The organism is Aeromonas sp. S18(2024), assembly GCF_041402525.1.
In the GTDB taxonomy this organism is placed as follows: Bacteria; Pseudomonadota; Gammaproteobacteria; order Enterobacterales; family Aeromonadaceae; genus Aeromonas; species Aeromonas enteropelogenes.
In genome coordinates this window covers 51,612-64,178 of sequence record NZ_JBGLQV010000011.1, presented here as the reverse complement: position 1 = coordinate 64,178, position 12,567 = coordinate 51,612, and the positions used below count along the sequence as shown (strand labels likewise).

9 protein-coding genes are annotated in these 12,567 nt (G+C 60.3%); 2 read left to right on the top strand and 7 right to left on the bottom strand.

From position 1 onward, the window contains the following. Positions 1-86: 86 nt before the first annotated feature. A complete protein-coding gene (locus tag ACB034_RS16855) occupies positions 87-620 on the bottom strand; it encodes an ATP--cob(I)alamin adenosyltransferase (protein WP_371173309.1) in 534 nt (177 codons plus the stop codon). A gap of 86 nt (positions 621-706) precedes the next feature. Further along, complete coding sequence (locus ACB034_RS16850; RefSeq protein ID WP_371173337.1) at positions 707-1,849, bottom strand: DUF5610 domain-containing protein; 1,143 nt, start codon at positions 1,847-1,849, stop codon at positions 707-709. Positions 1,850-2,019: 170 nt separating this feature from the next. Here ACB034_RS16850 and trmA point away from each other — a divergent pair, with 170 nt between their 5' ends. Continuing rightward, positions 2,020-3,153: a tRNA (uridine(54)-C5)-methyltransferase TrmA gene (trmA, locus tag ACB034_RS16845; RefSeq protein WP_371173308.1), complete on the top strand. Its 1,134-nt coding sequence runs from the start codon at positions 2,020-2,022 to the stop codon at positions 3,151-3,153. A gap of 77 nt (positions 3,154-3,230) precedes the next feature. Here trmA and mglC read toward each other — a convergent pair whose 3' ends face one another. From mglC to ACB034_RS16820, 5 genes are all read right to left on the bottom strand, one after another. Then, positions 3,231-4,241: a galactose/methyl galactoside ABC transporter permease MglC gene (gene mglC, locus ACB034_RS16840; RefSeq protein ID WP_026456961.1), complete on the bottom strand. Its 1,011-nt coding sequence runs from the start codon at positions 4,239-4,241 to the stop codon at positions 3,231-3,233. Between the two features lie 16 nt (positions 4,242-4,257). Next, positions 4,258-5,778 (bottom strand): galactose/methyl galactoside ABC transporter ATP-binding protein MglA, encoded by a 1,521-nt coding sequence (gene mglA / locus ACB034_RS16835; RefSeq protein WP_026456960.1) that lies wholly within the window; start codon positions 5,776-5,778, stop codon positions 4,258-4,260. Positions 5,779-5,832: 54 nt separating this feature from the next. Beyond that, complete coding sequence (mglB, locus tag ACB034_RS16830) at positions 5,833-6,819, bottom strand: galactose/glucose ABC transporter substrate-binding protein MglB (RefSeq protein WP_082037535.1); 987 nt, start codon at positions 6,817-6,819, stop codon at positions 5,833-5,835. Between the two features lie 244 nt (positions 6,820-7,063). Next, the gene (locus ACB034_RS16825; protein ID WP_371173307.1) at positions 7,064-10,123 is read right to left on the bottom strand and encodes a beta-galactosidase; all 3,060 of its coding nucleotides are present in this window, start codon (positions 10,121-10,123) and stop codon (positions 7,064-7,066) included. A gap of 190 nt (positions 10,124-10,313) precedes the next feature. After that, entirely contained in the window at positions 10,314-11,321 is a 1,008-nt protein-coding gene (locus ACB034_RS16820) for a substrate-binding domain-containing protein (RefSeq protein WP_223379526.1), read from the bottom strand. Between the two features lie 202 nt (positions 11,322-11,523). Between ACB034_RS16820 and galE the strand changes: the two genes are divergently transcribed. Further along, on the top strand, positions 11,524-12,537 hold the full coding sequence (gene galE, locus ACB034_RS16815; protein ID WP_371173306.1) for a UDP-glucose 4-epimerase GalE: 1,014 nt from the start codon (positions 11,524-11,526) through the stop codon (positions 12,535-12,537). Positions 12,538-12,567 lie beyond the last annotated feature (30 nt).

Genomic DNA, 12,567 nt, shown 5'->3' with positions numbered 1-12,567 from the left:
TGCTCCGGTTTTTCGTTTGTGCAATCGGCGCTGGCTGGCAACCCCGCCCATGGCGGCAGGCAGCGCCCTATGACGGCCCGACCGTATCAGTAGTTGATGCTGACGTAGGGCACTTCCGGCACCTGCCACAGCTGCTTGAGGTAGACGGTGAGCACGAAGAAGAAGTTGGCCAACAGGTTGGCAAAGCGATAGAGGATGGGGTCGAATGCGACGTCACTCTCCTCCAGCCGCACCAGCAGTCGCACCACCTTCTTGCTGCCGCAGCGGCACAGATGCAGGGTCGGGATGGGTTGCGGCCCCTGGGGCAACACGAAACCGGTGACCCGGCCACGGCTCGCCTCGTTGTAGTGATCGTAACGCCCCTTGAGCCAGTCCAGATCCTCCTCGAAGAGGCCGAGCTTGCCGCGCACCGAACCGTTGAGGTTGTAGATAAGGCGTTGCAACGCTGCGAGATCCGCCAGCATGGGCTGAATATCGGCATCCGGTGCAAGGTGTGACAGCACGGCCCCCACCTGACAACAGAGCTCGTCGGTGGCGATTTCAAAATCACATTTGAGCGACGTTTCGAAAATAAAGGGGTAGCAGAGCTCGCGCTTGTCTCTGGGCTTCTTGGGGTTCATGGGACGACCGGATTGAAGAAAAGGCCAGTTTGCCAGCCCCCGGCGGGCGTGGCAAACGGCTGATTATTAGGGAGTGAGGCCGGCTATCAGCCGTACTGGCTGTCGGTCCCGGTCGCGGGCTGGAACTGGCCAATCATCCGCAACGCCTCCAGCATGCGCTGGTTGAAACTGGTGAAGCTGCTGACCTGGGCCGGGTCCTCCTCCCCTCTGGCGGCCAGCACGGCGGGCACCAGCGCCTGTTGCTGGGAGGCGGGCAACAGGGTATCCGCCTGCAGCTGCACCTGATCAAGTTTGGGCAGGTAGTCGGCCAGCGGTTTGAGCATCTCCTGCAGGGAGTGAGCCCCCTGATAGGTCTGGCTCAGCTTGACGCTCTGCTTGAGCTTGAGCGAGTAGGAGGCCAGCTGGCTGTCATCCAGTTGCAGCTCGCCCGCTTTCTTGAGCAGATCGTCGAAGTTGCCTGAGAAGAAGCTCCCCGCCAGATCGTCGATCCCCTTGACCAGCTTGCCGATAGAGTCCATCTCTTCGCTGCTGAGATCCCCTTCCAGGGAGAAGCTGAAGCTCTGGCTCGACTTGAGGCTGAACTGGCTGCCCCCCTCACCCTGCCTGGACTTCATCTGCCAGCTGTCATTGAAACGCAGCAGCACCTTGTCGCCATCCTTGGTTTCGATCTCCAGAATGCCCTGCTGGCGGCTGGCCATCTCGATCGCGGCCCGCTCGGTGGGGGAGACCTTGCCGAAAAACTCCCGTTCAAACTCCTCGAGCCCGTCTTGGATCAGCTTGTAGCTCTGCTCGATGCCGGTCTTGATGTCCTCGTTGTCGGTAGCCAGATCCCCCAGCTGCTGCTTGGCTGCGTTAAAGCCCATGTCGACCCCCTTGCGGGCTTGCTCCATCATCTTGGTCAGCTCGTCGTCGGACTTGCCATCGGCACGAGCTGCCCCCAGACGACCGGTGACGAACTGCAGCACGTTGTCCGCCACCGACTGGAAGTCGAATAGGGTCTCGGGGGTGATCTCCTCCGGCGCCTTCGTCTTGGGCGCCTGATAGTGCTGGCCGTTGATCTCCAGGGAGAATTGCAGCGCCTGCTGGATCAGCACCTGAGCCCACTTCGGTGGCTGGTGCAGGGAGACCTCCTCCCCGCCCTGATTCTGCTTTGCCTGTGCCTGTTGGGGCGATTTGGGAGAAACACCCACTCCCTTGGGTTGGGCCGCGCCCACGCCATCGATTTGCATCATGTGTCCTCCCATCATGCCTGTAGATCGGATATCGGCCCGATTGCACACTTCTTGACCACAAAATACTGGACAATCCAGAGCGGCCTTTTAAAATCGGGCCCCTTTGGGTGGCCTGTTGCCTTCCCCCGTTTTCGTTCCGGCCCGGCCGGTGTGCATATGAGGTATCTATGACCCAATCCCAACGGGCTTCCGCTGACTCCCAGCCCCTGCGGACTCCTGCCGACTATCAGGCCCAGCTCGACGAAAAATGCGAGCGACTCACCCGGCTGTTCGCCGGCTACCCGCTCCCAAAGCTGGAGGTGCACACCTCGCCCGCCGAATATTACCGGATGCGCGCCGAATTTCGCATCTGGCACGAGGGGGATGACCTCTTCCACTGCATGTATGCACCGGCCACCAGAGAGATCATCCGGGTCGACCATTTCCCCACCGCCAGCCGCCTCATCAACCAGCTGATGCCTGTGTTGCTGGAGGGGCTGCGCCCGCAGCCGGTGCTGCGCCGCAAGCTGTTCCAGATCGACTATCTCTCGACCCAGTCCGGCCAGATCGTTGTCAGCCTGCTCTACCATCGCAAGCTCGAGGCCGAGTGGCAGCAGGCCGCCGAGGCATTGCAGGCCGACCTGCGCGCCAAGGGGTTTGATCTGCAGCTGATTGGCCGCGCCCACAAGCAGAAGATTTGCCTGGGCAATGATTTCGTCGTCGAGCAGCTGAACGTCGCCGGCCGCCAGCTCACCTACAAGCAGGTGGAGAACAGCTTCACCCAGCCCAACGCCGCCATCAACGAGCAGATGCTGGGCTGGGCGCTGGACGTGACCCGAGGCAGCGAGGGCGACCTGCTGGAGCTCTACTGCGGCAACGGCAACTTCTCCATCGCCCTGGCCCAGAATTTCCGCAAGGTGCTGGCCACCGAGATCGCCAAACCAAGCGTGGATTCAGCCCAGTACAACATCGCCGCCAACGGAGTCGACAACCTGATCATCCTGCGCATGTCTGCCGAGGAGTTCACCATGGCGATGCGCGGCGAACGGGAGTTCAACCGCCTCAAGGGGGTCGACCTCTCTGCTTACCAGTGCAACACCATCTTCGTCGACCCGCCCCGCGCCGGTCTCGACGATGCCACCGTCAAGCTGGTGCAGGATTACGACAACATCCTCTACATCTCCTGTAACCCCGAGACCCTGCAGGCCAACATGCAGGTGCTCGGCGAGACCCACGAGATCGCCCGCTTCGCCCTGTTCGACCAGTTCCCCTGGACCCACCACATGGAAGCCGGGGTCTATTTAAAGCGCAAGGCCGGTTAAGCCGTAAGAAACAAATAAAAAAACAGGGCCGGATGGCCCTGTTTTTTTATTTCCGTACTGCCTGCGGGCAGTTGCTATTACTTCTTCTTGGCGTACTTCATGGAGTCCAGCGCCACCGCCAGAATGATGATGCCGCCCTTGATGATGAACTGCCAGTAGGGGCTGACGCCGATATAGGTCAGACCGTAGTTGATCAGGGTGAAGATGAGTACCCCGGTGATCACCCCGGCCACGGTACCCACGCCGCCGGCGAACGATACCCCGCCCACCACACAGGCGGCGATGGCGTCCAGCTCGTACATGAAGCCCAGGTTGTTGGTGGCACTGCCGATCCGGCCCGCCTCCAGCATGCCGCCGAAGGCGTAGAAGACGCCGGCCAGGGCATAGATCATCACCAGGTTGACCGCTACGTTGACACCGGAGACCTTGGCCGCTTCCGGGTTGCCACCGATGGCGAAGATGTTCTTGCCAAAGCGGGTCTTGTTCCACAACACCCAGACGAACACGCTGGCGATGGCCGCGTAGAAGGTCAGATACGACAGCTTGAAGCCTCCTATCCGGATAAAGCCCTGCGCGAAGCTGGAGAAGCGGGGATCGAAGCCGGCTACCGGTGAAGCGCCCACCGAATCGAAATAGAGGGAGTTGATACCGTAGACGATGATCATGGTCCCCAGGGTGGTGATGAAGGGGGTCACGTTCAGGTAGGCCACGATCAGGCCGTTGATGAGGCCAATCAGGGCACCGACGGCGCACACCAGCAGGATCACCACCGGGATGGGCACCTCGCCCAGGGTCGGGAAGACCTTGTTGACGTTGGTCAGCGCCTGCAGCATGGTCGCCGCGATGAGCGCCGCCAGGCCCACCTGGCGACCGGCCGACAGGTCAGTCCCCTGGGTGATGATGATGCCCGCCACCCCGAGGGCAATGATGACCCGCACCGAGGACTGGGTCAGGATGTTGCTGAGGTTGGTGAGGCTCAGGAACGAGGGTTCCTTGATGACGATGATCATCAGCAGCACCAGCAGCACCACATAGATGCCGTTCTCCTTGAGCGCCTGCATCAGATTGAAATTTTTTGCCGACTCCATAAATGTCTTCCTGTCTCTAGAGGTACAGAGATGCCAGACGCAATATCTCGCTCTGGTCAGTTTCTTTGGTATTGACGATCCCGGCGACCCGGCCATTGCTCATCACCAGGATGCGGTCGGTGATCCCGAGCAATTCCGGCATCTCGGACGAGATGATGATGATGCCCTTGTCCTTCTTCGCCAGCTCCAGGATGAGCTGATAGATCTCGAACTTGGCCCCTACATCGATGCCGCGGGTCGGCTCGTCCAGCATCAGGATCTCCGGCTGGGTCAGCAGCCAGCGGCCGATGATCACCTTCTGCTGGTTGCCCCCCGAGAGGGAGCCGATCTGGGTCTGCTGGGTCGGTGTCTTGACCCGCATGGAGTCGATGACCCACTGGGTGTCGCTCTTCATTTTCTGGTCGCTGAGCAGCCCCATGGAGCCCTTGTAGTTGTCCATGTTGGCGATCAGGGAGTTGAAGGCGATGTCGAGACGGGAATAAATGCCGGTGGAACGACGCTCTTCCGTAACCAGGGCGAAACCGTTGCGAATCGCCTCGTGGGCGTTGTGGTTCGCGATCTCCTTGCCATGAAGCCGGATGCTACCCTCGACATGCTCACGGATGCCGAACAGGGTTTCGACGATGTCGGTACGCTTGGCCCCCACCAGACCGGCGATGCCAAGGATCTCCCCCTTGTGCAGGTTGAAGGTGATGTCCTGGATGGAGGGCTGGTTCTTCGCCGTCAGGTGCTCGACCTCGAGGATCACCTCTTTCGGCTGGTTGGTTTTCTCCGGGAAGCGCTGGGTGAGCTCGCGACCGACCATCATGCCGATGATCTGATCCATGGTCATCCCCTTGAGGGGCTGGGTCGCCACCCACTGGCCATCCCGCAATATGGTGATCTCGTCACAGAGCTGGAAGATCTCTTCCATCTTGTGGGAGATGTAGACGATGCCGCACCCCTTCTCCTTGAGCTTGTTGATGATCTTGAAGAGGTGGTTGACCTCTTTCTCGGTCAGGGAGGAGGTGGGTTCGTCCATGATGACGATCTTGGCATCGTAGGAGAACGCCTTGGCGATCTCGATCATCTGCATCTGGGAGACCGACAGGGTCGCCACCTTGACCCTGGGGTCGATGTCGATATCCAGCTCGTCGAAGATCTGCTTGGTGTCGTCATACATCTTGTCATGGTCGATGAACCACCCCCTGGTGGGGTAGCGACCGAGCCACATGTTGTCCATCACGGAGCGTTGCAGCACCAGGTTCAGCTCCTGATGCACCATGGAGACACCGTTCTCCAGCGCCTCCTTGGAGGAGGTGAAGTTGATCTCCTGCCCCTTGAAGAAGATCTTGCCCTGATCCTTCTCGTAGATGCCGAACAGGCACTTGAGCAGCGTGGATTTCCCCGCCCCGTTCTCGCCCATCAACGCATGCACAGAATGAGGACGGACCCGTAAATTGACATTATCGAGTGCCTTGACGCCAGGAAAGCTCTTACTGACGTCAATCATCTCCAACAGCCATTCTGATTGTTGCTGTGTTGTCATATCAGCCATCACATCTGGTTGAAACAGAGGGCAAGGGGATCTCCCTTGCCCTGAAGGGGAGGATTACTGGAACTGGGACAGGTTGTCTTTATCGACACCGACGTAGGGAACACGGACGACCTTGTCGACAATGTTCCAGCTGGTGCCTTCACCGGCGGGTTTGCCTTCGGCCAGGTTCTTGGTCAGATCGAAGGTGGCCTTGGCCTGGTTGGTCGCATCGTTCAGCACGGTACCGGCCATGGCACCGCTCTTGACCAGCGCCAGGGCCTCCGGCAACGCATCGACACCGAACACCGGAATGGCGGTCTTGCCCTGAGCCTTGAGGGATTCAACAGCGCCCATTGCCATGCCGTCGTTGTTGGCAATGACCACTTCGATCTTGTCGGCGTTGGGGCCGGAGATCCAGGCATCCATCTTGTCTTTCGCCATGGCGGTATCCCACATACCGGTATCCATGTGCAGCTGCTGGGTCTTGATGCCACCCTCGTTCAGGGTCTTGACCACGTAGGTGGTGCGGGCTTCCGCATCCGGGTGGCCCGGTTCGCCTTTCAGCAGCACGAACTGGATGACGCCATCCTTGTTCAGATCCCAGGCCGGATTGGCTTTCCAGTGCTTGGCAATCAGCTGACCCTGGATAATGCCGGACTCCTTGGAGTCGGTACCTACGTAATAAGCCTTGTCATAGCTGGCCAGGTCGGTGGCGTTCGGTTCCTTGTTGTAGAACACCACAGGCACATCTTCACCACGGGCCTTCTCGATCACCACGGGGGCCGCCGCCGGGTCAACAAGGTTGATGGCCAGGGCCTTCACCCCCTTGGCCAGCAGCACGTCGATCTGATCGTTCTGCTTGGACTGATCGTTCTGGGAGTCATTCATCAACAGCTCCACGTCCGGATTGGCTGCCGCCTCCTTCTCGATGGCCTTGCGTACGACCGACATGAAGTTGTCGTCGTATTTGTAAACGGTGACCCCGATCCGGGTTTCGGCATGGGCAGTGGCACCGGCCATCAGGCCCATCAACAGGGTGGCAACTGTGGTGAGTTTTTTCATTATGTGTGCTCCGATGTATCTATCTGTGTTGTAGGGTGGCGAGCAATTGAGCAAGCGCCAGTAAATGTAATCGGTTTGTTGTGATTCCTTCTGTGATCCTCACAACGAAATGGAAACGATTACACTTTGTTACATTGAAACCTTTTTATTATTTTTCAAATACATAAACTCAAGAACAATCTTTGAGACTCAATCAATCCTGGTCTGTTGAGGCTAGTCGTTGTGGCCAGGTTGTCAAAACGGCTCACATCAGGGTGCAACGCCAATGGTAGCGGCGTGCCGTCAACTGGTACTCGGGCCGCACGCTCTGGCTCCAGGAGTCATCCCCGCCGACCCCCATGTGGACGCCATCAAGGCAGACATGGATCCCCTCTTCTGCCACCAGATCGCTCTGGTGACGCGCGGCGGCGAGCTGCTGCTGGCTGAAGCGGCTGACGCTGAAATGGAAGGTCCCCGTCACCCTCACCTCCCCCAGCTGTAACCAGCGGCTGTCGCAACGCAACCCGTTGTCGGAAGGGAAGATGTAAGGGGTGTGCATGGCGGCCAGCGGCACACTCCAGTGCCCCAGATCCGCCCCCAGCAGACGATCCGGATAGTTCTCGTGGGGGCCGCGTCCCAACCAATCGACCCGCTCCGGCACACCGGCCAGGTGCAGCAGCAGGCCGATACGGGGCAGAGAGGGGAGTGAAGGCGCCAGCTCCGTCTCTATCTCGAGAGTCATGGCCCCCTCGCTGGTGAAGCCGTGTCGCCACTGGCAGACCACCAGCAATTGCCCATCGTGGAAATAACCGTGGTGCACCCGGATCTCGCCCTCTGATGCCACCATGCCGAGGCAGCGATGCTGCCAGTTGATAAGGCCGCAGGCCTGCCAGCGGGCGATCCAGGAGTCGGGATCCGCGTGATCCGCCTCGCTGGTGCCGATATCGTTGTCGAGCGGTGCCCGGTAGAAGTGATCCCCGATCGGCGCCAGCAACTGCTCCTGCCCCCCCTTCAGCCAGCTAATGATGCGGCCGCTCGCTCTGTCCAGCCGCCACTGGTTGTCACCACCACAGGCAAGCCATCCCTCGGGGGATTCAGTCAGGGTTGCCGGAGTGACTGGAGCCGGTAGCGCCAAGGGGGCAGGCAACATAAATTGCTGACGGGCCACCTCATGGCCCGCCCCGGACCAGGGGGTGGCGGCAGGCTGAACGATGGCCAGATCGAGCCAGACCAGAGCGCCAGGCGCGAATTCCGGCAAGGTATCGACCAGCGTCAGCTCGCACCGGCCCAGGGGCGCCAACGCGAGGGAAATCTCTCCCTCATGCAGCAAGCGCCCGTTTTCGCACAGCCGCCAGCGCAGCCACTCGTTGTCGGTTGCACGGAACAGATATTCACTCTCGATCTGCACCCGCAGCGGCGCATGACCCACCAGCGTAAACCGGAATGGCTGCTGGGCCCGTTTTGCCTCGAACAGACCAGGATGAGGCGTGCGATCGGGAAACAGCAGGCCGTTGCAGCAGAACTGGCGATCGTTTTGCCGATCGCCAAAGTCACCACCGTAGCCCCAGTAGTGGCGACCGTCGGTCGTGTATTTGTCGAGTCCCTGATCGACCCAGTCCCAGACAAAGCCGCCCTGCAGTCTCGGATGATCACGAAACGCCTGCCAGTAGTGGGCAAAGCCCCCCAGGCTGTTGCCCATGGCGTGGGCGTATTCGCACATGATCAGCGGCCGGGTCTCGCCGGGCAGACCAATCCACTTGGCCAGTGCCCACTTGGGCACCGCCGGGAAGGGTTGATCCTGATGAGTGCGGGCATACATGGGGCAGATGATGTCGGTGGCCGGGGTATCGGCTCCGCCCCCCTCATACTGCACCGGACGGCTCGGGTCGCTGCGCTTGATCCAGCCATACATGGCATCGTGGGCCGGGCCATAGCCGGACTCGTTGCCGAGGGACCAGATGATGATGCAGGGGTGATTGAAATCACGGGCCACCATGCGGGTGGCACGCTCCAGGAAGGCGCTGCTCCAGGCGGGATCTCGCGCCAGCCGCCCCATGGGGGTCATGCCGTGGGTCTCCAGATTCGCCTCGTCCACCACATAGAGCCCCAGCCTGTCGCACAACCGGTAGAGTGCCGGATGATTGGGGTAGTGGGAGCAACGCAGGGCATTGAAGTTGTGCTGCTTCATCAGCCGAAGATCCTGCTCCATGGTGGCAAGATCGATGGCATAGCCCCTGGCGGGATGGTGCTCGTGACGGTTGGCGCCACGAATGAGCAGCGGCTGACCGTTGACCCGCAGCAAGCCGTCACGGATCTCCACCACCCGAAAGCCCACGTCGCAGGCCTCGCTCTCAATGGCCTCACCCTGCTCATCCAGCAGAGTCAGGGTCAGGCGATAAAGGTTGGGGGTCTCGGCGCTCCACTTGCGCGGCGCCGCCAGAGCCAACCACAATTCGACGCGATCGTCATAAGCCCCTTTCTCGTCAATGGCTTGAGTGCCGATCGGCTGGCGCAGAGTTGCAACCCGCTCGCTGCCGTCATAGAGATTGGCCACCACCGACAGCCCGGCGGCATTGGCCGCCTGCAGTTCAATCTTGAGGCGACCATCCCGATAGCAGGCATCGAGCACGGGTGTGACCCGCATGTCCACCAGATGGCGGACCGGCTTATGAAGCAGGCTGACGGAGCGGAAGATCCCCGACAGCCACCACATGTCCTGATCTTCCAGATAGGCACCGTCCGACCAGCGCAGCACCAGCACCGCCAGCCGGTTCTTGCCCGCTCGCAGACAGGGGGTCAGATCGAATTCGGCGGGCAGTCGGCTGTCCTGGGAGTAACCGACCCAGTGGCCATTGCAGAAGAGATGAAAAGCGCTGCTCACCCCGTCGAAAATGATACGGCTCTGACCGCTGGCCAACCAGTCGGCGGGCAACTCGAACTCACGGGAGTAACAGCCGGTCGGATTGTCGGTCGGTACTCTGGGGGGATCGCAGGGAAACGGATACTTGATGTTGGTGTAGATGGGACCGTCGGTCAGCGGGCGATTCCCAGGGTAGGCTGCATCCAGCTGCCAGTTGCCGGGCACCAGGATGGGGCAGGCATTCGCCAGATCGCCCTTTAGCCAACCCTCCGGCACCAGTTCGGGGGCCGCAAAGAAGGAGAAACGCCACTCACCATCCAGTGACAATCTGGAGAGCGAGGCCCTGTCGAGCCGGGCATCCTCCTCGTTGCGCCAGCTGAACAAGGGGGTGTGGGCAGGCAAGCGATTCACCGAGGTAATCGCCTGGCTCTGCCAATCCTGACGCGCTACTATCTCCCTGAGCATTCAGATACTCTCCACCGATACGAAAACGTATTCAGTTTAGAGAAGTCCGACGCAGGGAACGGCGATCTCGCTCACAGCAATGTAAACGATTACACTGATTTTGTTAAGTAAAACGGAGTAAAAACAATTAAAACCGGTAAAACTACAGCGCCATCAGCCGGGATGGTTAACCATGGCTCACCCATTCCCCCTATCCGGCCCGCACCGGCGCGACCGAATGGCGGTTGATTAGGGTCGGGGTATAGATGCGGTTCTGCTGCGCTTCACCCTCCCCCGCGGCCAGCTGCAACGCCAGCTTGGCTGCCTGGGATGCCATCAGTTCAATGGGATAGCGCATGGTCGAGAGCTTGGGTCTGAGGTATCTGGCATAGATGATGTCATCGAAACCCACTACCGAGACCTCCTCCGGCACCCGCAGGCCATTGTCAGCCAGCACCGAGATGGCCCCCGCTGCCATGGCGTCGTTGTAAGCCACCACGGCTGTCACCCGAACCCCTTTTGCCAGCAGATTGAGCATGGCCTGCTCGCCCCCTTCCTCGTTGGGAGGCCCGCTCTCGACAAGCTCCGGATCGGCGACCAGACCCGCTTCCCGCAAGCCGTCCTGATACCCCTGTTGCCGCAAGGTGGCATCCTCGATGGCATGATCGGAACTGATGAAGGCGATATGACGGTGCCCCAGCTCGATCAGGTGACGGGTGGCCGTGGCCGCTCCCAGCCGGTTGTTGAGGGCGATGCAGCGCCCGCGAAGAGCCGGGATATCTCGGTTGATCAGCACCATGCCTGGCACCCGCATGGCGTAATCGCAGAGTTCCTCATCGCTGAGTGCCTTGCTGTGCACCACCAGCGCCTCGCAGCGCTTGCCGATCAGCAGCTCGATCGCCTCGCGCTCCTGACGTGCCTTGTGAAAACCGTTGCCCATCAGCAGATGCAGATTCTGCTCGACAGCCACGGCAGAGACCCCCTTTACCAGGGCGCCGAAGAAGGGATCGGCCACGTCGCCCACCACCACTCCCATGGTGTCGCAGGTCTGGTTCACCAGTGCCCGTGCGTTGGCATTGGGGGTATAACCCAGCTCCGCCATGGCCTGTTGTACCGCAGCACGGGATGCCGCACTGGCCTTGGGCGAGTTGTTCATCACCCGTGAAACCGTTGCCACCGACACATTCGCCAAACGGGCGACATCCTTGATAGTACTCATGCTGTTTTCACTTATTTCACAGTCCACAATGGCGCCATTATACCCAGCAAACTCATTGAAAATAGTGACGAAAGGAATATCTGTCATCATTGGGATCATAAAAACAGTGTAATCGTTTACACTGTTTTGCAAGCAAGCTCACAGTTTGCTCGCCGTCCCCTCGGCTAGACTCCTTCCAGACACGTTTTCAGTGGAGAGCAAGATGAAGGTTCTGGTCACCGGCGGCTGTGGATATATCGGCAGCCATACCTGTCTGGCCTTGCAGGCAGCAGGCATGATCCCCGTGGTTGTCGACAACCTCTGCAACAGCAAGCCCGGCGTATTGACTCGGGTAGCAGCGATCAGCGGTCAATTACCCGTTTTTTATCAAGGGGATATTCGCGACCAGGCCCTGCTTGATCGCATCTTTGCCGAACACAGTATCGATGCGGTGATCCACTTCGCCGCGCTGAAGGCCGTGGGCGAATCGACCCGCATCCCCCTCGACTACTACGAGAACAACCTGAGCGGCACCCTCGCCCTGCTGCAGGCGATGAAGCGGGCCGACGTCCACAACCTGGTGTTCAGCTCCTCGGCCACCGTCTATGGCGATCCCGCCAGCCTGCCCATCCGGGAGGATTTCCCCCGCAGCGCCACCAATCCCTACGGGCGATCCAAGCTGATCATCGAGGAGATCCTGGAGGATCTGCAGGCCGCCGAGCCCCACTGGAGCATGACGCAGCTGCGCTACTTCAATCCGGTCGGCGCCCACGAGTCGGGCACCATGGGAGAAGATCCCCAGGGGATCCCCAACAACCTGATGCCCTACATCACCCAGGTAGCCATCGGCCGTCGTGACTGCCTCTCGGTCTTTGGTAACGATTACCCTACCCCGGATGGCACAGGAGTACGCGACTATATCCACGTGATGGATCTCGCCGAGGGACACGTCAAAGCGCTGCAGCGCTGCGCCGGTCATGGCGGCGTACATGCCTACAACCTGGGCACGGGCCAGGGCCAGAGCGTGCTGCAACTGGTCACTGCTTTTTCTGCTGCCTGCGGCAAGCCGCTCCCCTACCGCATCGAGCCAAGACGCCCGGGCGACATCGCCGCCTGCTGGGCCGACCCGTCCAAGGCGATGTGCGAGTTGGGCTGGAAGGCCACCCGGGATGTCGCCGCCATGTGTGCCGACAGCTGGCGCTGGCAAGCCAACAACCCCAATGGCTACGGGGAGTAGGCATGCCGACTCCCGCGAAACAATGACCTT